Consider the following 23,838-nt stretch of genomic DNA (forward strand, 5'->3'; position numbering starts at 1 on the left):
AGTACCTGTCCCGCCGCTATTAGTACCTGTCCCGCCGCTATTAGTACCTGTCCCGCCGCTATTAGTACCTGTCCCGCCGCTATTAGTACCTGTCCCGCTGGTAGAAGGAGTTGTTGTCCCCTCAATGGTGAAGGGATTGTCGTTTACGCGCGGTATTTGAGCTGTAGTGAATCGAGATTCATCTAGCGAGGTCGATCGAACATCAATCAACACCGCCAAAAATTCCCCAGTTCGCCTGTCCCTAATAATCGTGTTGCTAGAATTCGAGCCTTGGCCCTGGAAAATTTCTAACTCTGTAAAGTTGAGACCTCCAGCCAGACCGATCGAATCTCCCGGATTAAAATCTCTAATTACATCAGCATCGCCGATTTCGCGGCCCCCAGTAGTGAGAAACCCGTTGTCACCAGGCGACGTGCCCACCCTACCGAGAACAAAGATATCCGATCCGTCGCCTCCTGTCAGAGTATCAGACCCGCGATCGCCCGAAAGAATATCATCCCCAGCATCTCCCGACAAAGAATCAGTGCCGTCGCCCCCGAAGATCAGGTCATCACCCTCGCCGCCGTCACCAGTATCGTTACCAACACCGCCGGTGATGACATCCCCGCCCTCCTGGCCCAACAAAATATCATTGCCCGCAGCGCCGATCAGGCAGTCGTTACCCGTGTCGCCAAAAACAGTGTCACTGCCCTTATCGCCAAAAATCAGGTCGTCCTCGCCACCACCGCGCAGACAGTCATTGCCTTTACCGCCGTACAGCGAGTCGTTGCCCTCAGCACCCAAGACAAGATCGTTGCCCTGGTCGCCAAAAGCTACGTCATCGCCTTGGTCGCCAGAAACCAAGTCATCGCCTTTGCCGCCCCGCGCCGTGTCATTGCCGCGCCCGCCCTCAACAATATCTTTACCAGCGCCACCGTTGAGAGAATCGTTACCGTCTTCGCCCCTGAGTAGATCGTCTCCGTCCCGACTCAGAAGCGTGTCGTCGCCGCCACCCCCGGAAATCGTGTCATTGAACAAGCTGCCGATTAAATAGTTACTGGCGTCATTTGCGACAACTAAGCCATCGACAAAAAGTGGCTCTGGGGGAGGCGTGGGAACTGTCACAGGTGGCCGCGGCACCGGGGTGATCGAAATGTCCGGGCCCGTCCCCGTCATCCCTGTCGAAGTCCCCGTCATCATTGTTGAAGTCCCCGTCATCCCTGTCGAAGTCCCCGTCATCATTGTTGAAGTCCCCGTCATCCCTGTCGAAGTCCCCGTCATCCCTGTCGAAGTCCCCGTCATCCCTGTCGAAGTCCCCGTCATCATTGTCGAAGTCCCCGTCATCGGCGACGGTGCCGGGGACGGCGACGGTGCCGGGGACGGCGACGGTGGGGTAAAAGCTACTGGTACTGCACTTGGCATTGTTCCGACTCCTTGCGACGCTACTCAAAAACTACTAAATAAACTTAAAGTCAGATGCAGTAATGACGGTGCTGAGCGCTCCCGGCACTGTAGGAATAGAATTCAAAACTCCCAAATCAAAAGCTGGGAGACTGTCATCTGCCACATTCGGGTCAAAGCCTAGAACGTACTTGTTAAAAGTATTGTTCAGGTACACGAAGAAAGCTCCCGTTTTGCTCGAACCCTTTTGATTCTTCAACACTGCATTTACTGCTTGAGCGTTATCAAATTTAGATTCAAACAAAATGACTGATTGCTTGCTGATGTCGTCGCCGCTAGACCCGATATTCCTGACGATAAAACTGGTGAAATCGAGAGTAGTTCCTGAGTTGGTTAAACCTGCGAAATTTGACGATCTGAACAAAAATCTGTCGGTCTCGCTGCCGTTAGCGTTAAAGTCAGCAATCACGTCCACGCCTTCGCTGGGAGTTTCGTAGTAGAAGAAATCATTGCCAGCATCGCCCGTGAGCAAGTCAGAACCGACACCGCCACCCACAATGTCATTGCCTGCACCGCCGGAAAGCGAGTCGTTGTCATCGCCGCCCAACACTAAGTCATTGCCGAAGGCGCCGCTGAGACAGTCGCTGCCTGCACCGCCGTCGAGAGTGTCGTCGCCCGCTTGGCCGTCGAGGGAGTCGCTGCCGGCTTGGCCCAACACGTAGTCGTTGCCCGCACCTCCCAGTGCCGTGTCGTTGCCTTCTCCACCCAAAATCGTGTCATCGTTGTCGCCGCCGGATATGGAATCGTTATTGATACCGCCCTCGAGCAAGTTTCTGCCCAGTCCACCGTCGAGGATGTCGTCGCCTGCACCACCGTCGAGGGAGTCGTCGCCAATGCCACCAAGTAAGGTGTCAATCCCGGTGCCACCAAGTATCGAGTCGTCGCCGGATTCTCCCAACATCGAGTCATTGCCTGTTCCGCCGTCAATGGTGTCGTTGTTGTCACCGCCCAAGAGGTTGTCATTGTCATTGCCGCCGAACATCAGGTCGTTGCCCAGTCCGCCGATCAGCGAGTCTATGCCGTCTTCGCCGTCAACGGTGTCGTTGCCCAGTCCGCCGTCAACGGTGTCGTTGCCGATCGCACCCACCACCGAGTCGTTGCCTGCTTCACCGAATACGAGGTCGTTGCCGCCACTGCCATCCATGATGTCGTTGCCGTCGGCCCCAGAGAGGGTATCGTCGCCGGCCCCGCCCAGGATGAAATCGCTGAGGTTGCTGCCTGTAAAGCTGCTGGCCGGGAGTGCGCTGCGATCGACAATATTATCTACCACCGTGATGCTGAAGGATGCCGGCCCGATAGTTGCAGACCCGTCGGAGGCTGTAAACGTGAAAGTGTCGCTGCCACCTGTCGCCAGCAAGTTGTATTTGACGATGTTGTTGTTGATATCGTCTTGGGTGAATTTGCCGCCGACGTTCAGAAAGGTGCTGCCCCTTTGGACAAAACCTCTGGTAGCATCGGGGGCTTTAGTAATCGTGTAAACAATTTCCAAGGGGCTGTTATCGGGATCTGTCACTAACAAATCGGCGGCAGTGATTGTCTGGGTAGGATTACTTTTGGCAACCACCACACCGTCGTTAATTACTAGCTGCGGCGGGCTACTGACGTTGATGGTTACTACCGCCTTACTTGTGCCGCCGCTGCCGTCTGATATCGAGTAGCTGAAGCTGTCAGTACCCGAGAAGCCGGGATTCGGGGTGTATTTGAATACGCCGCCGCCCACGGGAACCAGGCTCCCTTTGCTTGCTGGAGCAAAAGTCGTGACAGTCAGAGCGCTTTGTTCCTGGTCTGTGTCGTTCAACAGAACGTTGAAACTGAGTTCTTGACCCGCAACCGTGGTGAAGTTGTCGTTAACTGCTCTTGGAGGTTGGTTAAAGATGGGCGTCGGCGGTGTCGGCGGCGTCGGACTTCCTGTCGGCGTCGGCAACCCCGGTGTCGGCGACCCCGGGAACGTCGGCCGCGGCTCGTCTGGCGGTGTCGGCGGTGTCGGCGGTGTCGGCGGTGTCGGCGGTGTCGGCGGTGTCGGCGGTGTCGGCGGTGTCGGCGGCGTCGGACTTCCTGTCGGCGTCGGACTTCCTGTCGGCGTCGGCAGGGGGAGCGGAGTTGCGCTGCCGGGAACTCTGGGGGCAATTACAAATGAGCTTCGCCCGAGGGTTCTGCTGTCTACTCCGGGCAATACTGCTAAAAAGTCGCCGCTGACGCCGTTGCGAATAATCGTACTGCCGGCTTTGGTCTCAGTGCTTTGGAAGATGACCAAATCTTCAAACTTGAGGTCGCCACTTAACCCGATGAAATCTTCGCCTTGGCGAAAGTCTGTGAAAATGTCGGCATCGGCGATGTCGGGACCGCCTGTGGTGAGAAAGGCCGCGTTAGTGCCGTCGCTGCTGCCACTGGGGGAACTGAAGGCACCGATGACGAAGACATCTCTGCCTTCGCCTCCTGCCACTACGTCTTTGCCTGCTTCGCCCCAAAGAACGTCGTTGCCCGCGCCGCCGTCCACGATGTCGTCGCCGTCGCCGCCGAATACGATGTCGTCGCCGTCGCCGGAAAAAAATGTATCCCCGCCGGCGTTTCCATAGAGCCAGTCGCCTCCTTCGTTGCCAAATACCAAGTCTTCGCCATCGCCGCCGAAGAGCGAGTCGTTACCTTGGTCGCCCCACACGATGTCGTCGCCTCGATCGGCCAAAAAGCTATCGTCGCCAGAGCCTCCACGCAAGCTGTCGCTGCCTTTGCCGCCGTAAGCCGTGTCCCTGCCTTCGCCTCCGATTACCGTGTCGTTGCCGTCATTGCCGTAAAGCACGTCAGGGTTATTTCCCCCGTCGAGGGAGTCGTTGTCTTTGCCTCCGTACAGGGTATCGAGTCCTGACCCGCCATCGAGAACGTCGTTGCCGGGCGCGCCGAACAGCACGTCGTCATCGTCGTTGCCAAATACTAAATCGTCGCCGTCGGCTCCTTGCAGGTTGTCGTTGCCTTGCAGCCCGGAAATCACGTCGGGCCCGGGACTGCCAACTAAGGAGTCGTTGGTTTCTCCGCCGCGGACTACGCCGCCGATGACTGCGGGCGACGTACCTTGGCCTCCGCCCACTGTGTCGTCTATGCCACCAAATGTGTCGTCCCCGGAGGGAGTTGGCGTCGGCGGTGCTGGTGTTGGTGTTGGCGGTTCTGGTGTTGGTGTTGGCGGTTCTGGTGTTGGTGTTGGCGGTTCTGGTGTTGGTGTTGGTATAATTACTACTGGCACTGCACTTGGCATTATTTTGGCTCCTTTAAACGACGATCCCGATTAACTTTAAGAACTGATTAGTATCAGTTTGTTGCCACAAATCTGGCTTAAAATTGATTAATAATCCCGATCATTTCTAGCATACTAAATCAAAACTGCAACGGCTATGGATATTTTTTAAGCCGGGCATCTTTTGATCTCAAAATATTAATGATTGCACGTTTTGCTGCCTATGTTGGGTATACTTTAATATCGCCCCAGTTCTATAGAACCTAGAAGTCTGGCTTCGAGTCAGCCCGGTGTATTTATCCAGAAGCCGAAAAAATAAAAATCTTCGCTGTCATAATTTTTTCTTTCCTCCTGCCGAATGCCGAATACATATGTGCCTCTTGCCTTCAGAAGCCGACTTTCTTATGCTGACTTCTGACAAGAAACAGAGCTGTTAATTAGGGGCAGAAGCGGCCCGGTTTGTTCTTGTCCACTGACGGATAGTTCGCTGTGGCAAAGGTAAAGCAGGGAACAGCGACTTAACAAATCTAGCAGAATTCGCCGCAGTCGCTGTTGGTCGGCAGTCGTTTCGTCTTCGGTTTCCCAGGGGCGCCCGAGTTGCGATCGCACAAATAAGGGAGCACCAAACAATGTAGCCGCACCACCGCTCAGCCACAGGGGCGAGCCGGCATCCAGCCAAAAGTGCCATTTGTGGGCCCGGCGGCTGCTGCGGTACTGAAAGATGTTGGCGAGGGTGACGGCTCTGGCTGCTGGACCTTCTGGACGAACTGGAAAGGGGTTGGCAGTGACGGTTCCTTGGCGCAACAATTGGATGAACCGGGCGATCGTTTCTGAGTCGCCGCCGTTTGTTGGTTCTACGCGCTGCATTCGCCCGTTGATTTCCCAGTAGTGGCTGGCGGTTTCCATTAACTCGCGCAGGGCTGCTAGCCGATCGTAGGGGAGGTATCTGTCGTTCATCAGAAATTTCTGGATTGCTCGATCGAGCAGGGCAATTGGGTTCGGCAACAGCCGCTCCTGCTGTTGCGACCGCTGTTGTTCGATCCACTCCACAATCTGCTCGTAGGCCCCGGCTGCTCGGTGTCCCAGTCTGTCCCACCGGGGAAAAGCTGTAATTGGCAGCAATTGAGGTCGATCGATATCTGGACAAAAACAGTGATCGGCGATTAAACCTGCTCTCACTTGGTCGATCGATTTTTGATTTTGAATTTGAGATTTTAGATTGAACGTCGAGTTGGAATCTTCTGTTTCCAATGAACGGTGTTTCTGGCTGCCCAACACTACCAGCATTTCGGCGGCGCCGTCTCGATCGACTAAACGGCCGAGTCCCGGATAAACTAAGGCTAACAAAGTGAGTAAAGCTCGAATCTCTGGGGTAGTAGAGAGGGGACGCTGATCGTTGAGAGATACGGCGGCGATACCATCTCGCGCGAGAATTTCCGTTAAACTGTAACGGGCGATCGCATCCATCCCGGGCGCAATTACGGCGATTTCCTGCGGTTCCACGGCTTGTGACTTCACCGCATCCGCGATAATTTCGGCGGTTTCTCGCAGCAGTTGAGCCCGGGAAGTGCTTTGGAGAGATCGAACCGATCCGGGCAAACTCAAGCCTAAAGGATAAAAACCCTCTGAATTAACTGCTAAACTTACCGCTAAATCTCCAATCTCTGGGGCTAAACCGGCTTTTGCGTCCAAATTTTCCACGCTTTGACAGCGGTCTTCCAGTCGGGCTAGGTATTCCGTGTCAGCCCCCAAGCCCAAACGCACTCCTCCATCTGGATTGTACGAGAACGCCCCCGCTGCACCTTGGTCGAGCATTCGATCGAACAGATGGCGACTTATCGCCGGATAATCGTCAACATCGTCTGCGATCACAGCTTGGTATCTAGAGGCCAAATGCTGCTGGTAACTGCCATCCGGCAACAAATAGCGCCAGTAGAGTTCGCAAACAATCCCGTAAGTCAGCAGCCCCCGCGTCAAGCACCATTCCCGCCACCTTTCGAGCAACTCTCCCATGCTAGTCCACAGGTTGGTCGAGCCGCCTGAGATAGCAAATCCCTGTTCCAGAATGCTGGGAATCTCTTCTCTGGGCGTACCGCTGACAGCAGCAAGTTGTAATAAGTCTAGTGTTCGACGCACCATTCGGTTTGGACTTACCCCTGTTTGTTGCAAAATGCCTTCGTCTAGTTCGCGACGCCAGAGTCTCGTGGCAAGTTCCAGTTCGGTTTCAGGTTGCAGTCGCAGGGGAAATTGAGCTCTCAAATTTAGCGACTGAACTAGCAGGGGCCAAAATAGCAATACCTCCTGCTCAAAAAAACCGAAGGGCGTTGTGGAGTGAAAGGTATATTTTCCTTCGGTAGCGACGGCGATGCGATCGGCCAATTCTAGCCGGTTGTCTCCGTTAGCTGCTAAGACTAAAATTGCTGGGGCAGTTTGTCCAGCCCGCCGCCGCCCGGAACTCGATCGCCCTGAAACTTTTGCGGGCAAGGGCTTGACAGTTTTGCTCCAAATGCAGAACTGCTCTACTAAACGAGCGGTTTTGCCACTGCGGGCAGATCCGACAATCCAAATTGAATCCTCGGTGGCAGTTCTCAATTTATGTAAATTTGTTACCATACCGTGAATACTTTAATCACTAATGTCTACAGCAAACTAACCAGCTTTAGCTATGAATACTTCTCCGTGGAACAGGATTGTAAAATATCTCTACAGCCTTCACCAATGGTATCGAGAAACCCCTGAGAGGGCTCTAGAACAGGCCTACGATGCTGCGTTAGCAATTAAGGCGATCGAAGACGAGCATTTTGGCGGTCAAATAATCTCTGAGCGATCGGGAGATTACGGACAAAGCACCCTGTCTTACTTTAAATCCGAACTGCAAAAATACCTCAAGGTCATCCAAACCCGAATGGTTGAGTTTAATGCTAGCCGTTCTTTTTTGGAACTGCCGGAGCGAGTGGGTGCCAAACCGAAAACGGGGCACAGCGTCGATTATCACCAGCACGGATTACATCTCAACAATAAAGATAGAGCCTCCCTTATATTTGAGAAGCTAGAGTTTATTGATGGAGTCATCGACAAGTATATTAATAATAGTAGATCGACGGCAATTATTCCGGTGGTCAGTTCAGTAAATGTGCAGGTAAAATCTACAACAAATAGCAGCTCTCCACCTGACCAAAATAAAGGTTCAGCTAATTCTGTTAAAATTCACGATGGTGAGGTTGACACTAACTATGAAGAAGTGAATTTATTACCGCGCTCACTTTTGGGAACTTTGAATCGAATCACTAAAGATTTAGACCCGGGAGCTGAAAAAGAAGTAGTCAAAAATTTTCGCAATTCCAAAGTAAAAACAATTATTTCTCTCCGATTTATTTTGCTTTTGATTTTAGTTCCGCTGTTGACGAATCAAATCTCCAAAAACTTTCTAGTGGGACCGATAGTTGACTATTTTAGAGGCCAAGAAAATGCTCCACTTTTCATAAATGTTAACCTGGAAGAAGAAGCATTCCAAGAACTGGAGAGATTTGAGCAGCACCTCAAATTTGAAAGGTTAATAGGCACTGCTCCGTCGCTTTCTTTAGAGGAAACGGAACAGAAGATTGCCGAGAAAGCAGTTGAGCTAGCCGAGGAATACCGCGCTGAAAGTAGTGGAGCTATTAAAAATATTTTTTCCGATTTGATTTCCTGCATGGCGTTTGTCGCGATTATCGTCACTAACAAGAAAGAGATTGAGATTTTAAAGTCTTTCATGGACGATGTGATTTACGGCCTCAGCGACAGTGCGAAAGCTTTCGTAATTATTTTGTTTACGGATGTGTTTGTCGGATTCCACTCGCCTCACGGTTGGGAAGTAATTCTCGAAGGTGTATCGAGGCATTTGGGACTACCAGAAAATAGGCAGTTCATATTTTTGTTCATTGCGACGTTTCCCGTTATCTTGGATACGGTATTTAAGTATTGGATATTCCGTTATTTAAACCGGAGTTCGCCTTCGGCTGTTGCTACGTACAAGAATATGAACGAATAATTAGAGGCGAAGGAAGTTCGGCAACGGATTATGTAACGGATGTAACGGATGTCAGGAAGAAGGAAGAAGGAAGTCCGGCAACGGATTATGTAACGGATGTAACGGATGTCAGGAAGAAGGAAGCAAGAAGCAGGAAGAAGAAAAAAAGATGTAATAATAACAATTGTTTCAGGCATTAAGAACGTCCTCAGTAGGGCGTCCACTGCACAATGAGCGGCTTACCCATAGCGCATAAAATCATTTATTGTTTGCCTCAGGAGTGGTTTAATTAAGTTGATAGACTTAAGCTGTTTTGCCTCTAAATTTTATTTTTGGGCGGGTTCTCGCGCGCACCCCACAAGAATTTTATCAAACTTGACAGTCATGAAGGCTCGGGTCAGGAAGCGTAAAATTTAGATGCGCCTAGGCCGATAGAAAAAAAATGCGATCGCCCGCAGAATCTCTCGAAAGAAATCAAAAGCGCGATCGCATTCCCAGAACCAATTACCAATTACCTAATTCCAACGCTTCTTGCGCTGTCGCTGGCTTGCCACAGCCTCCACCAGTCCCAGGCCGAGAAAATTACTCAGCAGCGACGCATTCCCGTAACTTAGGAAAGGCAGGGGAATGCCCGTAACCGGAGCCAAGCCAATGTTCATCCCAATATTTACGAACACCTGAAAAATCAACATTGACAGTACGCCGATCGCCAGCAAAGAACCAAAATTATCGTTAGCAGTTTGAGCGATCGTCACCAACCGGAAACAAATTATCCAGAACACCAACAACACGGCAATACAGCCAATAAAACCCAATTCTTCGCCAATAGCTGAAAAGATAAAGTCCGTATGCTGTTCGGGAATAAAGTTAAGCTGAGTTTGCGTTCCCTGAAACAAACCCCTGCCTTTGAGTTCCCCAGCGCCAATAGCAATCCGAGATTGAATCAAGTGATATCCGCTGCCTAAAGGGTCTTTCTCGGGGTTTAAAAACCCTGTCAGACGCATTTTTTGATAATCCTTGAGCACATTCCAAAAAATATGTCCGAGGTGTCCAGAAACAACGTTCACCAACACAGCACCGAAAGTCCCCAACCAGGGCCAAGGCAGGGTTCGCCAAGCGATAATACCCGCAACAACTACCCAGGCTATCCAAATCGGTGTAGACAGGTTATTGAAGAGAACTGAGATGAGAGGAGAGAATAGCAATATTAGCCAGCCGGGATTGACATTTCCCCAGTAAAACATCCCCATTGTGATCGCGCCGAAGACCAAGGAAGTACCTAAATTTGGTTCAGCAAAGATCAATCCCCAGGGTACAGCCATAATCGCCAGCATCCTCAACATATTACCCACGGTGGGGACAGTCTTGTCGTGCAGGAGAGCTGCTAAAGTGACAATCATGCCTACTTTGGCAAATTCTGAGGGTTGCAGGTAGAAGCCGCCGATGTTGATCCACCGCTGGGCACCGAGCCCTGTAGTACCGATAAAACGCACTGCGATCAGCGACAAATTGATTAATATGTAAATCGGCCATTTCCACTCAATCAGTATTTGGTAGCGACAGCGGGAAATGATGATGGCGAGGAACAAACCGACTGCCCCAGTTACCCAGTGCCGCCACCAGTTGATGAGTCCCTGATTAATTTCCACGCTGTGGATCATGATTCCCCCGAAGATGGTGAGGGCGATGCAAGCGCCGAACAGCCAAGGGTCTGCTTCTTCCCAGGGTTTGAAGATTGATTTCCAGCGGTTTCTGACTTGTATTCTCTGCAACATGAGGATTTTAGATTTTAGATTTTAGATTTTAGATTATCGAGCTGATTTTCGGAAGTTGTCGATATATTTCGGATTCAGACTCTGCACCTTACTTTAGAAGCGTCGGTGTGAGTACCTCACATTATTCGGGGAGTTGTAGGGATGTTCCGGGAACGAAAGAAGGAACGCCAAACCGGGTATCTGGGTATTCTATTTTTTCTGTGCGCTTACTTAATTTAGTTCGCGATCGCACGTGGTCAGAAACCGGGTTTTTGTCGAGAAGAGGCGTTACAACTCGCCGAAACCGCTAAAAACCCGGTTTCTTGGGTTTTGTATTCGTAAGCCCTAGAATCGTCAGGCCGGTTCGTAAAGGTACTCAAAGCCGTTCCCATCTGGATCTCTGCCGTAGAAGGATGCAGTACCGTCGCGGTGTTCGTGAATGTGGGTGACGGAAACACCATCGGCTTTGAGTTGTTCGTAGGCGGATTCCATTTCGGTACGATCGTCAAATACAAACCCAAAATGCGGCCCTGCTTGGTCGTAACTCGGACTCAACAGCGCCAATCCGTCCTCTCCTGCTTTCAAATAAGCCCAGTCTGCATCTTTCCAGACTAACTCCATACCCAAGTTGCGGTAGAATTCAGCAGACTTCTCTATGTCTTGCACGCAGACGGCTACGTGTCCCAATCGTTTTAGTTTCATATCTACAAAGTTTATGGTTGTTCTTTCGTTTATTGTATCTATTTTCTGATTTTTTGCTCGATTAATTAGCTATTTTTTCTGTTTTTTTTGTTGCGGCTAACTGTACTTTTTCTACTTGTTTGCTAGCGTCCATTTCGCTGAACAGTTGAATGGCGCGCTCAAAATTTTCTTGACTTTTCTCGATGTTACCAAGTTTTTGTTCTGTTAGTGCTAGTTGATAGCAAGCTTCGGCTCGGTCTAATTTAGCGCTGGTTCGATCGAGTATTTCTATTGCTTCTGCATGGTGCTGCAGGGCTTGGTCAAATTCTCCCTGTTGTCGGTACAGCGCTGCTATACCGCTGAGAGCTTTGGCTTTGATGGTGCTGTACTGGTTTTGGTCGGCTTGGGCGATCGCTTGGCGGTACAAGCTCAAAGCTTTCTCTGTCTCTCCCAGGTTTTGATAGGTGGCGGCGAGAAAAACTAACTTGTATCCCGTACCCACCAACTGACTGTTTTCCCGATCGGCATAAAGTTTTTCGGCGAGCTCTTCCGCCTCTTTTTTTGCTCCGACACAGGAGTTGAGGAAAGCTAACCCGACATCGAGCGAATAGCTATTAATCCCGATTTCGTCCCGCGAAGTTTTCAGCTTGACAAATATCTCCATAGCTGATTCTAATTCGCGCATTTCTATTTGACAAAAACCTATATTAATTGCAGCGTTAACTTTCCAGAATTCCAGATTAGCTTGTTTGCCGTTTTCAGGTTCGCTGCTTTTCGCTAGAATTTGCAAAGATTTAGTGGCTTTTATTTCTGATATCTGGTGGCATTCTATGGCTTGATTTATTTCGCCTAAAATCCGGTAACAAATGCCTAATATACTGTATAAACCGCTCAAATAATAATCCGAAGTCACATTGTTGACGATACGAGTAGTGGCTGAAATTACTGGCTGCAAGAAACCTAATTTGTAGAGCGCTCTACCGAGCTTGTAATCTTTGGCAAACTGGATATTGATTTTTTTGAGGATGACGCTCGCGGCCTGCTCGAAACAGCTAATTGCCACATAATGATAGTAAGCTTCAAAAGCTTTCAGGGCATCTTCTACAGTCTCAATATTTTCAACACTCTCTGTCCAGAACTCGGCTGCTTTGCGGTTTGCAGTTTCCCAGTCTCCGGGTGAGAGCCGATCGACCGCTTCTTCCCGAATTGCTGGATGCAGCCAGTATTCGCCCTTCTGAGACTCGACTAGCGATCGGTGCAACAGCGATTTAATGATTTGTCGGCGTCCGGCTTCGGGCACGTCCCACAGCAAACACAAAAGTCCGTCAGTAGGGACTGTCGGCACGTCTTGATAGCGGTAACAGCCCAAGCGACAGAGGAGTTGATAGGCTTCGGCATCGAGTTCGAGGAGGCGGTTGAATTGACTGGTAACTAAATTTTTTAAGTCAGTTTCAACGAGCGGATCTTCGCTGTTTTCCAGCCAGTAAGCCGCCATATCTCCGTCAAAATCTTCTCGGATAGTGCCACAAATAATGCCCATTGCTTTAGCATTGCCGCCGTAAACTTTGTGCATTTCCTTGAGGGCGACATCATCTATATTGATGTTGCGGCAGCTAAAAAATTGCTGCCAAACTTCCACCTCTAATCCCGGAAGCAAGTAGTGTTCGACGGTGACATCAGAATCGCAAAGTCGATCGCGACTGGTAATCAGCGTTACCGACTGCACGGCTGCGTCGGCCAAAACTCGCAACAGTTCCACGTAAAGGCGGTGCGGTTCAATAAACTTACCTTGTCCGTCGAGTGCGGCTTCCAAATTGTCAATCAATACGCCGACTTTGTGAGTCTGAAGCTGTCGCTTCAGCCGCCCCAGGGTGACGCCAAAGTCTGGCCCTGGTTCTTCCTGAAAGTCTTGCTTGAGCCATTCTTCGATCGCGCTTTCCAATGCTGTGATATTCTCTGTCTCTTTTGCCATCAACAGTTCAATGGTTCGATCGAACCCTTGAGATTTGAGATACTGTCGGGCCAAAGTGGTTTTGCCGATACCGCCGGCACTTTGGATGACAATCACTTTTGCTCCTTGGGCGACAAGAGTATTGAGATCTTCGATGGCCCCGAAGCGGCCCAAAAAATTCGGGTTTTCGATTTCCAAATCCGCATCAAGTCCGAGAGATACTTGGGCCGGAACAGTTTGTCCCGACTGCGGTTCGAGTTTCGAGTAGCTGCGCCAATAGCGCTCTACTACCGCTTGAAGGTTGTCTCTTTTGATTTTTTCGCCTTCTCCAAACAGCGCTGAAAGTCGCTTCCACAAATTAGAGGCAGCATCCTTAACAGTCCCTACTCCATACCCTTCACTATCTGCAACCTGTTGGTACGTCCTGCCTTGCACGCCTTGCCAAGCTTCGCGAAAGATCGCGCTGTCAAGGTTGTCGAGAGTTTTCAGGTTTCGAGCCACAAGTAACGAGTTGGTAAAATCCAGTGCACGATCGGCTTCCATTTAGTCACCAGGTTTAGCGTTACCCATCTGACACAACTTTAACAGACTTTTTCCGACTCGCTTACACGCTCAAACAGTGGACTTGTATAGACTTTTCCCGACTGACACGGCCGAGGTTGGCCGGGGATACTGTTGAGTGTGGAGGGGAAGTTGACAGACAAGCTTCTAACTTACACACCCATCGAGTCGAGTTTATATTTAGGAGCAAGCAGCTATGTCTATCAACGATGTGGAAACAGCTATCGTGGATGAACCAATTAGCCCTCAAGAATGCGGCCGCGTTCGTTTCCAAAACAGTTGGTGGCCGGCGAAGTGCGATCTAGACATGACTTTTCAACCCGGTGAGGTGGTTCGTGTCGTGGGAATTGAAAATATTACTTTGATCGTTGCAGCGTCGTTTGAGATCAATTCTGAAAGTTAAGGTCAATCTACAATCGGGAGTAAGCAATGATGAATTTTGACAATTCCGAAAAAGCGATTGTCGATGAAGAAATGCGACCTAATGAGTCCGGTCGCGTTCATTTCCAAAACAGTTGGTGGCCTGCGAAGTGCGATCTAGAGATGACTTTTGAGCCTGGTGACGTGGTGCGCGTAGTCGGAATTGACAATATTACTTTGATAGTGGAAGCCGCGTTATAAATCAATGGGTTAGGGAGTCTAGCTATAGGTTTATAGCCTCCCAACGTTCAGGCCAACCTAGAATCAGGAGAAAGTAATCATGACTGTCAGCCATTTAGAAAGAGCGATCGTTGAAGAAGAAATTAAACCCAATCAGTCCGGCAGTGTGCGATTTCAAAGCAGGTGGTGGCCTGCAAAATGCGTTCGAGAAATAACTTTGCAACCCGGTGAAGTTGTTCGGGTCGTGAGACTTGACAACATTACTCTGATAGTTGAAGCGTAGTTGGGAAACAATCTGTAGGTGGGGAGTTATCGGAGGGTATAAAAAATAAATTTGCGATCGCGTTTCTATTTCGATACATTTCTCTTCAAGCCCGCGATCGTACTCATCACCTCTGTTAATTTCAATATGACTTACGCAAGTACGCCCGATCGGGCGTACAACGGCAATGGCGATCGCACAGTAGCTAGACGCTGCGATCGCCAAAACTAAAAAATCTCGGAACGGACAATAATTAATGATAAAATAGCTTAAGCATTCAGTTCCAAAATTGTGGTAATCTGACACCAATCGACTTTCATTTTCAATCGAGTGCGTGCAGCTATGCGAATCGGTAAAAATTTACAAAAGTTTCTGGTTTTCACCATAGCGTGATTTTTCGCTGTATCGCTGTTGATTAAATTTACTAAATTTCACAATTATGTCGGCATCAACCGCGCCAATACCGAAGTTAAAGTTGTTGCCCTTACCTACGACGACGACCCCTATGCTCCCTATACAAATCAACTTTTAGATACCTTAGACTGCTACCAAGTTAAAGCAACTTTTTGTGAAATTGACCGCAATATTGAGAGACATCCAGAAATCGTGAAATGATTGTTGCGAGGAAAGAGGAGTTGGCAAACCATTCATCCTCTCACAAAGATATGATGTTTAAACCCAGGGAAGTTTTGCTGTCTGAAATTGAATAAACGGACAAACTTTTGCAGGAAGTTGGGGTTAAGCAACAAAGTATCAGTTTTCGCCCGCCTTGGGGTAGGCGATTTGTAGTTTTGTCTTATTTGCTATCCCAAATACTCAAAAAACTGATTATGTGGGATGTTGATTCCCAAGATTATAAAAAAACACTCACGGCGGAAGATATCGCAAGTCGGGTGGTTGACAATGTGCGATCGGGTTCCATTGTGGTGATGCGCGAGGGCGGGGGCGATCGCCGCCGCGACAATATCCCCAGTCGCCACCACCAAATCGCAGTGGCGCGAATGCCTCCAAACAGCCTGCAATTGCTGCCAAGTCAAAGCAATCAGCCCCGCGCCGATATCTTTGAGGAAAAACAGGGGATTCATGTAAAAAACTCCCCCAGACGGCATTTGACTGGTGGGCCCAATAATGGGCACGGTCGATCGGCGGTAAGCAGCCCCGTCACCGACAATCGGGATTGCCGAAACATCAACATCCGCGCCAGATACTCTTAAAGCTTTGAGAATTTGACAGTTAATCGAGTCTTCCCCGTGGCCGTTGCTGAGGAAAAGTATCCCCTTCGATTTCATAGAATCAGAATACAATCAGAATCAGTGCCGAGCTTTTTTTAAAGACAGCCGTGCGATAGCTAAACTCGGGCGGGCTAACTTTTTGTTAGTCTAATTTAAATACATTGTGGAAGTGAAACAGCGTGAATATTGAAATTGGGCGGGGCAAAAGCGCTCGCAGAGCTTACGGCATAGATGAAATTGCGCTCGTACCCGGACAGCGCACCCTCGATCCGAGTTTGGCAGATACCAAGTGGCAGATTGGCGGGATCGATCGAGAAATCCCGATCATCGCCAGCGCCATGGATGGAGTAGTCGATGTCCGCATGGCCATTTTGCTGTCGGAATTGGGAGCAATGGGCGTGCTCAACCTAGAAGGAATTCAAACCCGCTATGCCGACCCCCAGCCAATATTAGAGCGCATCGCCAGTGTCGGGAACCACGAATTTGTTTCCCTGATGCAGGAACTCTATGCCGAACCCATCAAGCCAGAATTAATCGACCTGAGAATTAAAGAAATTAAAGCTGGAGGAGGGATTGCCGCCGTCAGCGGTACACCAGCCGGCGCGAGCAAATACGGCCGGACGGTTGCTGAATCTGGAGCCGATATATTTTTTGTGCAAGCAACTGTAGTCTCGACAGCTTTCCTTTCCCCTGAATCAATCTCATCTTTAGATTTGACACAATTCTGTCAAGAGATGCCGATACCAGTAATTTTGGGTAACTGCGTGACCTACGAAGTCGCCCTGAATTTAATGAAAACTGGCGCTGCGGGCATTCTCGTGGGCATTGGGCCGGGGGCTGCTTGCACATCTAGAGGCGTATTGGGTGTCGGCGTTCCCCAAGCCACAGCGGTAGCAGACTGCGCCGCGGCGCGGGACGACTACTATCGCGAAACTGGCAAATACGTGTCAGTGATTGCTGACGGCGGTTTAATTACCGGCGGCGATATCTGCAAGTGCATTGCCTGCGGTGCCGATGGAGTGATGATTGGTTCGCCCTTTGCCAGGGCCGCCGAAGCTCCTGGCCGCGGCTTTCACTGGGGGATGGCCACTCCCAGCCCGGTTTTGCCGCGCGGCACTCGCATTCGCGTGGGGACTACGGGTACTCTGGAGCAAATTTTGCGGGGGCCTGCGGTGCTAGATGACGGTACGCACAACTTGCTCGGAGCTCTGAAAACTAGCATGGGTACCTTGGGCGCTAAGGATATTAAGGAGATGCAGCAAGTGGAAGTGGTAATTGCTCCTTCTCTGCTGACTGAGGGTAAAGTCTATCAAAAAGCTCAACAGTTGGGCATGGGTAAGTAGATTTACCGATCGAATACCAGCATACCTTGACAAAATTTGTTCAAGAGTCTCGAAATTTACAGAATATTGTGGAATTATCGAGAAGTAGGTGTCACAATATAAGAAGCGGAGACGCATGTTTCCGTTCACTCCTCACACCACACTCCGCCCGGACTACTGTTCGGGCGGTTCCTTTTTTGCCGGACATCTTGGCTCTTGCTTACTAGATACAGAACAGAGGCTTGTAGCTCCGGAGAGGCCGAGAGTGGGAGAGTGGGAAAGTCTGGGAGTGGGAGAATTTTTCTTATACATAAGTGCATTCTGCCTTCGGAAACATAAGTGCCTTCGGAAACATAAGTGCCTTGTTCCTTCAGAAACCTTGTGCCTTCTTCCTTCTACCCTCTTCCCTCTTCCTTCTACCGTCTTCCTTCTTCCTTCAGAAGCCTTCTGTTAAAATCGTTGACGCAAGTGGTTACACTTTTTGCTAGACTTGTTATCCGAGAAATAGTATTTACAAGGATGGCTAGGGATGTCAGCAGCCGCGCAAGTAACCGACTCTACCTTTAAGCAGGAAGTGCTCGATAGCGAAGTTCCAGTTCTAGTGGATTTTTGGGCTCCCTGGTGTGGGCCCTGTCGGATGGTGGCGCCCGTCGTAGACGAAATTGCCCAGCAATATGAAGGGCAGGTCAAGGTAGTAAAAGTTAATACCGACGAGAATCCTAACGTGGCCAGCCAATACGGTATCCGCAGCATTCCGACGCTGATGATATTTAAGGGCGGTCAACGTGTGGATATGGTGGTTGGGGCAGTTCCGAAAACTACTCTGGCAAACACTCTGGAAAAGTACATTTAACCCAACTGCGAGCGGTTTCGCGCTGTTCTTTGTGGGCCGCGAAAGCTAACTCGCTTCAGAACCGGGGCAAAGCTACTGGAAAAGTTATTAGTTGCCAGCAGGGCAATTTGCTGGTGGCTATTAGCTTCTAAATTTAGCTTGCCCCTTAATTTTTAGTAGCGACAATTTGTTATTGTTTCGGAAAAATTCATGATTCGTTCTGAGTCTGGTCAAGGTTTTGAGTCCCTCCAAGCTGAATTGATCGATTTGATCGATCGCTTCCCAATGTTAAAGCACTCTGAGTGGATCGAACGATCGCTCTCTACTATAGTGCAAATGGCAGGAGAGGAGCTCGATCGCCTAGACTGGAAAATTATGGCTGCGTCGCTCCGAGATATGGAGAGCGCTTTTGAGATGTTTTATCCTTACCGCCACGTTCGCAAAATTGTGATTTTTGGTTCGGCGAGGGTGTCACCGCAATCGGCGGAATATTTGATGGCCAGAGACTTTGCGCGGGCGATGGCCCAGCAGGGGTTTATGGTCATTACTGGCGGCGGCGGGGGAATTATGCAGGCGGGGAACGAGGGGGCGACTGCTGAACGTTCTTTTGGGCTGAACATTCAGTTACCTTTCGAGCAGAGTTCTAATCCTTTCATTGCCGGCGATCCCAAATTGCTCAATTTTAAATATTTTTTCACTCGCAAGTTATTTTTTCTCCGGGAGAGCGATGCTTTAGCTCTGTTTCCGGGCGGTTTTGGCACTCTGGACGAGGCTTTTGAGTGTCTGACTTTGACTCAAACTGGCAAGTTCGGGCCGGCTCCTGTGGTATTGATCGATCGACCGGGAGGAGATTATTGGCTTGATTGGAATTATTTTGTGCAAAAACAATTGCGGGGTCGGGGTTTGATTTCACCCGACGATCGGAGCCTGTATACGATTACTGACGATGTAAATGTCGCTTGCGAGGCAATCGGTAGTTTTTATCTGGTTTATCATTCCTGCCGCTACGTGCGCGAAAAATTGGTAATTCGCTTGAAAACAGAGCTTTCTGAGGAGAATGTCGATCGGCTAAATACTGACTTTAGCGATATTGTTGTCACCGGAAAAATTGAAAAAAGTCAAGCTTTGGAACCGGAAATAGGAGATGAAACTTTCGATCTGCCGCGCCTGACTTTGCATTTCAACCAGCGGGATTTTGGGCGGCTTTATCAGCTAATTGCTGCTATTAATCAAATGGGTGCAGCTTCGCCGGCGGCGGCCCATCCAGAACAAAAGTAGTTATTAGTTATCAGTCATTAGTCTTTTTAAATATCCGTGAGATTAGATAGAAGTTGGACAACTTGTATTTTGACAAAAGCGCTCTGCTGAGATAACTTTTTGTAAAAAGTAAAGAAAAAAGCGTCCAAGAGCTAAAGAAAATCTTGTCAATACCTTGATGGCGTTGTTTGGGAAAAAACAGCAAAATGCTAGACCTGCTGCTAATTGCAATTTTGGGATTTCTCGGCAGTTTCGGTCACTGCGCTGGGATGTGCGGCCCGCTGACAATGGCGTTTTCTCTTTCTAATTCCCGCAACGATAAATTAGCTGCTTTCCGCTTTCATTTGCTCCTAAATTTGGGGAGAATTACTGCTTACGCTTTGGTTGGTGCTGCAATTGGCGGACTGGGTTCGGTGTTAATTGCTGGCGGACTTTTGGCAGGTACGGGTAGCGAATTGCGGCGGGCGATCGCACTTCTAACGGGCACGATGCTGATTTGGTTCGGAGTAGGGCAAATTAAACCGAACTTGCTGCCGGGATTGCCCCGATTGCACCCGCTGTCGCACGATCGAGTCGGACAAGCAATGAGCAAGCTTTCGGCGCAAAAAAAATGGTGGGTGCCAGTTGCTTTGGGTTTGCTTTGGGGTTTGATTCCCTGCGGTTTCCTCTACGCAGCGCAGATTAAGGCGGCGGAAACCGGAAATTCGGTTTTGGGTGCGGCGACGATGGTGGCTTTTGGACTCGGCACGCTGCCAACGATGCTGGGAGTGAGTTTTTTTGCTGGCAGATTGAGCGCGGACAAGCGCAGTCAACTTTTTCGTGCGGGTGGCTGGGTGACGGTGGCGATCGGAATTCTTACCTTGCTGCGAACCGATGAAATGGTTGATTTTACCGGCCACGCAGCGCTGCTGTGCTTGATGCTAGCACTGTTGGCGCGTCCGGTTAGCAAGTTTTTGCCGCAACTGTTGCGCTATCGCCGCGTCTTGGGTGTGGGCGCGTTTGTCCTAGCAGTCGCCCACACGTTTCATATGCTGGACCATACGCTGAAATGGAATTTTGACGCGCTATCTTTTATGTTGCCGCAGCACCAGTTGGGAATGGCTGCTGGGATGCTGTCGCTGCTGTTGATGTTGCCGGCGGCGGTTACAAGTTGCGATCGCATTCAAAATTATTTAGGCCAACTGTGGCGAATGCTTCACCTGTTAAGCGTTCCAGCTTTCTTGCTGTGCGCTGTACACGCTGCACTCATCGGTTCCCACTATCTCGGCGGCTTTGAATGGAAGTTGCACAATCAACTGCTGACAGCCGTTTTAGCGGTGGTTACGGTGTTAGTTATGTTTGTGCGATCGCGCTTTTTTTGGTCACTTTTATCACTGGACAAGTTCTATGTTTCGCCTGTCAAACAAAAGTAAAAGTTTAGGATTGTTAGTTTTTTTGGGATTGCTAATTGAAGCAGCAATTCCCACTGCGCCGCAGTTAAACTCGATTTCAGTTTTGGCGCACCAAGTCGAAGTATCCGGAGATGTAGCCGCTACCTTTCACCTAGAACCAAACCACAACCCCCGCGCCGGACAGTCTGCGAGAGTGTGGTTTGCGCTGACTCGCAGGGGCGGCAAAATTATCCCCTTAGAGCAGTGCAATTGCAAATTAGCGGTTTATCCAAAAGAGCGCCAAGAAGGGGATAAGCCACTGATGCAGCCGCCTTTAAAAGCCATATCTGCCGAGAAATATCAAGGGATTCCCGGGGCTGATATCGTGTTTCCCAAGGCTGGCATTTACCAGCTTGACTTGAGCGGAACAGCCAAAAACGAAGCTAATTTTCAACCGTTTAAACTGAGTTACACTGTTACCGTTAGGTAATAGCATTTGAGATTTTAAGGACTGATTCGGGAGAGAGCTTATGTAAATTAACCGCAGAGAGCGCAGAGAGCGCCGAGGGGAGAAAAGAAGAGGAAGATTGACAGCAAGTTTTCTATTTTAGTTAAGGGGGACAGGGGATCTATAATTTAGTTAAATTACTATTATAGCAACTACCAAGAGGCTTAAGACGTGCTTAATTGCTGAAACCATTGATTTTATTTCGCTTTGCTTCTTCCTTCTTCCTTCACACAGAAAATCTTAATTTTTAATAAAGATAAGTCCGTACATTTTGCACTAAGTAAATTTCTGCGTTACCTTGTCAGTGTCCATTATGGAATTTGTGCAAGCTAACCTCTCTTGAGCTGACCCAAGGATATAACGATGGATATCTTATCTAACACCGTGGCCCTATCGCGGATGCAATTTGCGCTAACCGCCATATTCCATATGCTGTGGCCAGTTCTGACAACTGGAATGGGGATTTATCTGGTAATTGTTGAAGGAATGTGGCTGAAAACTCGCAATCCCGACTACTACCATCACGCTCGTTTTTGGTCTAAACTCTACCTCCTAAACTTCGGTATAGGAGTAGCTTCAGGAATTCCTATGGAATTCCAATTTGGCACGAATTGGGCACCATTCTCTGAAGCTGTTGGTGACTTTTTTGGCAGCATTTTAGGCTTTGAAGCTTCAATGGCATTTATGCTAGAAGCCGGCTTTTTAGGAATTATGCTGTTTGGTTGGGAGCGCGTTCACCCGATCGTCCATTATTTCGCTACAATCATGGTAGCGTTCGGCGCTAACCTATCCACAGTCTGGATTTTAGTCGCTAACTCTTGGCTGCAAACTCCTGCGGGCGGAGAAATGGTCAATGGCAAGTTTATTGTCAGCGATTACTTTCAAGCAATTATGAACCCGTTCGCATTAAACAGCATTCTTCATATGTTTTTTGCGACGTTAGAAACTTCGCTGTTTGTCATTGGGGGAATTAGCGCTTGGTACATTCTCAATAAGCGCAACCAAGCGTTTTTTTCCAAGTCTTTAAAAATTGCCATAGCGACAGCAATCGCCGTTGCACCTTTGCAGATATACATCGGACATTTGAGCGCCGAACAAGTTTATCACTATCAACCCGCTAAATTAGCAGCAATCGAAGCTAAGTGGGAAACCTCACCAGCGGGAGAGTCAGCAGATTGGACTTTGCTAGCTTTGCCTAATGAAAAAGCCCAAAAAAATGACTGGGAAATTAGCGTGCCCAATGGCTTAGGATACGTTCTGGAATTAAAACAAAAACTCTCCGAACCCGTACTAGGTTTAAAGGAATGGAAGCCAGAAAATAGACCCCGGATGGTGGGTTTAATCTACTATTGTTTCCGCATCATGTCCGGTATTGGATTCTTCTTTGTAGGATTGATGCTGTTCAGTATAATTCAGTGGATGCGAGGCAAACTTGCTGCTGAAAATATCGGCAGTCAAGCTTGGCTGATGCGCGCTTGGGTATTAGCTGCTCCCCTAGGATATATTGCTGTAGAATCGGGTTGGATTGTCCGCTGTGTCGGCAGACAACCGTGGGCTTTATACGGGCAAATTCGCACTGCTGACGCGGTGTCAAACATCCCCGCGAGCAATGTTTTAACTTCTCTCAGTTTCTTTGCCGTTGTTTACAGCTTTTTGTTTGTTTGTGCCTTGTATTTTGGCAGCAGAATTATCCGCCAAGGCCCTAATTTAAGTCTGCCTGTGCCAGGTTTAGACAATCAACCCGAAATCGAAAATCAACCAGCAGGACACATTCCCGATCAACGTCCCGTAGAAGCACAACACTAGGAGATTGTATGCAAGCTTTGGAGCATTTTCTCCCCCAAGTTTGGTTTGTAATTTTGGCTTTGTTCCTATTGCTCTACGTCATGCTAGACGGTTTTGACTTAGGAGTAGGAATCTTGTCTCTGACTTCTGACGACGAGGAACGCAGGGGCATTTTAATGACGAGTTTGGGCAACGTTTGGGACGCGAACGAAACGTGGCTGGTGTTGATGGCAGGCGCTTTATTTGGTGCATTTCCACTTGCTTACGGCACGATTTTAACGGCATTGTACATACCGATTTGCGTGATGCTGTTTGGTTTAATATTTCGGGCTGTAGCCTTTGAGTTTCGCGAGCATTCTAATCGCAAATTACTCTGGAATTATGCCTTTGGTGCTGGCAGTTTTTTAGCAGCTTTAGCTCAAGGATTTGCCCTCGGTGCGGTGCTCGAAGGCATTGCGGTTGACGAAGCCGGTCACTTTGTGGGTACTACTTGGGACTGGCTGGATTGGCGATCGCTCTTGGTTGCTTTGACGCTGATTCAAGGCTATGTTTTGATCGGTTCAACCTATCTCATTATGAAAACGGAGGGCGAACTGCAAACCAATCACTATCGCACGGCTAAAATTGCGGCGGTTACAACTTTAATCGGAGCGATTTTAATTACGATCGCCACTCCGATTTTTTACGAAAGCGCTAGAGCCAGGTTGTTCGAGAAACCGCTAGTTTATGTCTTTGCCGCGATTCCTTTGCTGGGAGTGCTGTTGGTAGGACTGCTGCTGAAAAGTCTCGCAAACAAAGAAGAACGCACGCCGTTTGTCTGGACGATTCTGATTTTTTTGCTCAGTTTTATCGGCTTGGGGTTGATTGTTTTTCCCTATATTATTCCTTCCAAAATCACGATTTACCAAGCCGCAGCTTCGCCCAGCGCCCTGGTATTTATGATTGTTTTCATGGGCGTTCTGCTCCCGATTATGATTTTTTACAACATCTACAATTATGTTGTGTTTCGGGGTAAGGTTGTCGGCGGCCACTACGGGGAATAAAGCAT

Annotated in this window: 20 protein-coding genes; 13 read left to right on the plus strand and 7 right to left on the minus strand. The window is 49.1% G+C overall.

Translation table 11 applies throughout. The features are described from left to right. From QUA47_RS10325 to QUA47_RS10335, 3 genes are all read right to left on the minus strand, one after another. Positions 1-1,401: calcium-binding protein (locus QUA47_RS10325; protein ID WP_333430670.1), on the minus strand; the 1,401-nt coding region annotated here is incomplete at its 3' end. Between the two features lie 34 nt (positions 1,402-1,435). Next, positions 1,436-4,687: an Ig-like domain-containing protein gene (locus tag QUA47_RS10330; protein WP_333430671.1), complete on the minus strand. Its 3,252-nt coding sequence runs from the start codon at positions 4,685-4,687 to the stop codon at positions 1,436-1,438. Between the two features lie 381 nt (positions 4,688-5,068). After that, positions 5,069-7,279 (minus strand): recombinase family protein, encoded by a 2,211-nt coding sequence (locus QUA47_RS10335; protein ID WP_333430672.1) that lies wholly within the window; start codon positions 7,277-7,279, stop codon positions 5,069-5,071. 52 nt (positions 7,280-7,331) lie between these two features. On the opposite strand from QUA47_RS10335, the gene QUA47_RS10340 reads away from it, so the two are divergent. Next, on the plus strand, positions 7,332-8,696 hold the full coding sequence (locus QUA47_RS10340) for a proton extrusion protein PcxA (RefSeq protein WP_333430673.1): 1,365 nt from the start codon (positions 7,332-7,334) through the stop codon (positions 8,694-8,696). A gap of 494 nt (positions 8,697-9,190) precedes the next feature. Here the strand turns inward: QUA47_RS10340 and rodA are convergent, their stop codons facing one another. From rodA to QUA47_RS10355, 3 genes are all read right to left on the minus strand, one after another. Further along, positions 9,191-10,450, minus strand: a complete 1,260-nt coding sequence (rodA, locus tag QUA47_RS10345; protein WP_333430674.1) for a rod shape-determining protein RodA — start codon at positions 10,448-10,450, stop codon at positions 9,191-9,193. 333 nt (positions 10,451-10,783) lie between these two features. Further along, on the minus strand, positions 10,784-11,131 hold the full coding sequence (locus QUA47_RS10350) for a VOC family protein (RefSeq protein ID WP_190661613.1): 348 nt from the start codon (positions 11,129-11,131) through the stop codon (positions 10,784-10,786). A 61-nt stretch (positions 11,132-11,192) separates the two neighbouring features. Further along, the gene (locus QUA47_RS10355) at positions 11,193-13,604 is read right to left on the minus strand and encodes a tetratricopeptide repeat protein (protein ID WP_333430675.1); all 2,412 of its coding nucleotides are present in this window, start codon (positions 13,602-13,604) and stop codon (positions 11,193-11,195) included. Between the two features lie 214 nt (positions 13,605-13,818). Here QUA47_RS10355 and QUA47_RS10360 point away from each other — a divergent pair, with 214 nt between their 5' ends. The 5 genes from QUA47_RS10360 to QUA47_RS10380 all read left to right on the plus strand — a co-directional run bounded on the left by QUA47_RS10360 (position 13,819) and on the right by QUA47_RS10380 (position 15,099). Beyond that, positions 13,819-14,025 carry an NfeD family protein gene (locus QUA47_RS10360; protein ID WP_333430676.1) on the plus strand — a complete coding sequence of 69 codons (207 nt, stop codon included), beginning with the start codon at positions 13,819-13,821 and terminating at the stop codon, positions 14,023-14,025. A gap of 26 nt (positions 14,026-14,051) precedes the next feature. Continuing rightward, positions 14,052-14,243, plus strand: coding sequence for an NfeD family protein (locus tag QUA47_RS10365; protein WP_333430677.1), 192 nt, complete (start codon positions 14,052-14,054; stop codon positions 14,241-14,243). A gap of 79 nt (positions 14,244-14,322) precedes the next feature. Continuing rightward, positions 14,323-14,505 (plus strand): NfeD family protein, encoded by a 183-nt coding sequence (locus tag QUA47_RS10370; protein ID WP_333406086.1) that lies wholly within the window; start codon positions 14,323-14,325, stop codon positions 14,503-14,505. 51 nt (positions 14,506-14,556) lie between these two features. Then, positions 14,557-14,715 (plus strand): hypothetical protein, encoded by a 159-nt coding sequence (locus QUA47_RS10375; RefSeq protein WP_333430678.1) that lies wholly within the window; start codon positions 14,557-14,559, stop codon positions 14,713-14,715. Between the two features lie 180 nt (positions 14,716-14,895). Continuing rightward, on the plus strand, positions 14,896-15,099 hold the full coding sequence (locus QUA47_RS10380) for a polysaccharide deacetylase family protein (RefSeq protein ID WP_333430679.1): 204 nt from the start codon (positions 14,896-14,898) through the stop codon (positions 15,097-15,099). A 188-nt stretch (positions 15,100-15,287) separates the two neighbouring features. Here QUA47_RS10380 and QUA47_RS10385 read toward each other — a convergent pair whose 3' ends face one another. Then, a complete protein-coding gene (locus QUA47_RS10385) occupies positions 15,288-15,773 on the minus strand; it encodes a hypothetical protein (RefSeq protein WP_333430680.1) in 486 nt (161 codons plus the stop codon). A 122-nt stretch (positions 15,774-15,895) separates the two neighbouring features. On the opposite strand from QUA47_RS10385, the gene QUA47_RS10390 reads away from it, so the two are divergent. The 7 genes from QUA47_RS10390 to cydB all read left to right on the plus strand — a co-directional run bounded on the left by QUA47_RS10390 (position 15,896) and on the right by cydB (position 23,833). Next, positions 15,896-17,059 carry a GuaB3 family IMP dehydrogenase-related protein gene (locus QUA47_RS10390; RefSeq protein ID WP_190660829.1) on the plus strand — a complete coding sequence of 388 codons (1,164 nt, stop codon included), beginning with the start codon at positions 15,896-15,898 and terminating at the stop codon, positions 17,057-17,059. A gap of 508 nt (positions 17,060-17,567) precedes the next feature. Next, on the plus strand, positions 17,568-17,891 hold the full coding sequence (gene trxA / locus QUA47_RS10395) for a thioredoxin (protein WP_006631199.1): 324 nt from the start codon (positions 17,568-17,570) through the stop codon (positions 17,889-17,891). A gap of 189 nt (positions 17,892-18,080) precedes the next feature. Beyond that, entirely contained in the window at positions 18,081-19,148 is a 1,068-nt protein-coding gene (locus QUA47_RS10400) for an LOG family protein (protein ID WP_333430681.1), read from the plus strand. A gap of 185 nt (positions 19,149-19,333) precedes the next feature. Next, entirely contained in the window at positions 19,334-20,539 is a 1,206-nt protein-coding gene (locus QUA47_RS10405; RefSeq protein WP_333430683.1) for an urease accessory protein UreH domain-containing protein, read from the plus strand. Beyond that, positions 20,514-20,987, plus strand: coding sequence for a hypothetical protein (locus QUA47_RS10410; RefSeq protein WP_333430684.1), 474 nt, complete (start codon positions 20,514-20,516; stop codon positions 20,985-20,987). Before QUA47_RS10405 ends, QUA47_RS10410 begins: the two co-directional genes overlap by 26 nt. 381 nt (positions 20,988-21,368) lie before the next feature. After that, complete coding sequence (locus QUA47_RS10415; RefSeq protein ID WP_333430685.1) at positions 21,369-22,811, plus strand: cytochrome ubiquinol oxidase subunit I; 1,443 nt, start codon at positions 21,369-21,371, stop codon at positions 22,809-22,811. Positions 22,812-22,819: 8 nt separating this feature from the next. Further along, positions 22,820-23,833, plus strand: a complete 1,014-nt coding sequence (gene cydB / locus QUA47_RS10420) for a cytochrome d ubiquinol oxidase subunit II (protein WP_333430686.1) — start codon at positions 22,820-22,822, stop codon at positions 23,831-23,833. Positions 23,834-23,838: the final 5 nt, after the last annotated feature.

Origin of the sequence: Microcoleus sp. MON2_D5 (assembly GCF_036701905.1) — a bacterium.
In the GTDB taxonomy this organism is placed as follows: domain Bacteria; phylum Cyanobacteriota; class Cyanobacteriia; order Cyanobacteriales; family Microcoleaceae; genus Microcoleus.

Coding starts and splice junctions, on each gene's coding strand:
- QUA47_RS10330 (WP_333430671.1), bottom strand. CDS start 4,687: ATGCCAAGTGCAGTGCCAGTAGTAATTATACCAACACCAACACCAGAA.
- QUA47_RS10370 (WP_333406086.1), top strand. CDS start 14,323: ATGACTGTCAGCCATTTAGAAAGAGCGATCGTTGAAGAAGAAATTAAA.
- cydB (WP_333430686.1), top strand. CDS start 22,820: ATGCAAGCTTTGGAGCATTTTCTCCCCCAAGTTTGGTTTGTAATTTTG.
- QUA47_RS10340 (WP_333430673.1), top strand. CDS start 7,332: ATGAATACTTCTCCGTGGAACAGGATTGTAAAATATCTCTACAGCCTT.
- QUA47_RS10415 (WP_333430685.1), top strand. CDS start 21,369: ATGGATATCTTATCTAACACCGTGGCCCTATCGCGGATGCAATTTGCG.
- QUA47_RS10355 (WP_333430675.1), bottom strand. CDS start 13,604: ATGGAAGCCGATCGTGCACTGGATTTTACCAACTCGTTACTTGTGGCT.
- QUA47_RS10350 (WP_190661613.1), bottom strand. CDS start 11,131: ATGAAACTAAAACGATTGGGACACGTAGCCGTCTGCGTGCAAGACATA.
- trxA (WP_006631199.1), top strand. CDS start 17,568: ATGTCAGCAGCCGCGCAAGTAACCGACTCTACCTTTAAGCAGGAAGTG.
- rodA (WP_333430674.1), bottom strand. CDS start 10,450: ATGTTGCAGAGAATACAAGTCAGAAACCGCTGGAAATCAATCTTCAAA.
- QUA47_RS10365 (WP_333430677.1), top strand. CDS start 14,052: ATGATGAATTTTGACAATTCCGAAAAAGCGATTGTCGATGAAGAAATG.
- QUA47_RS10360 (WP_333430676.1), top strand. CDS start 13,819: ATGTCTATCAACGATGTGGAAACAGCTATCGTGGATGAACCAATTAGC.
- QUA47_RS10400 (WP_333430681.1), top strand. CDS start 18,081: ATGATTCGTTCTGAGTCTGGTCAAGGTTTTGAGTCCCTCCAAGCTGAA.
- QUA47_RS10335 (WP_333430672.1), bottom strand. CDS start 7,279: ATGGTAACAAATTTACATAAATTGAGAACTGCCACCGAGGATTCAATT.
- QUA47_RS10385 (WP_333430680.1), bottom strand. CDS start 15,773: ATGAAATCGAAGGGGATACTTTTCCTCAGCAACGGCCACGGGGAAGAC.
- QUA47_RS10410 (WP_333430684.1), top strand. CDS start 20,514: ATGTTTCGCCTGTCAAACAAAAGTAAAAGTTTAGGATTGTTAGTTTTT.
- QUA47_RS10405 (WP_333430683.1), top strand. CDS start 19,334: ATGCTAGACCTGCTGCTAATTGCAATTTTGGGATTTCTCGGCAGTTTC.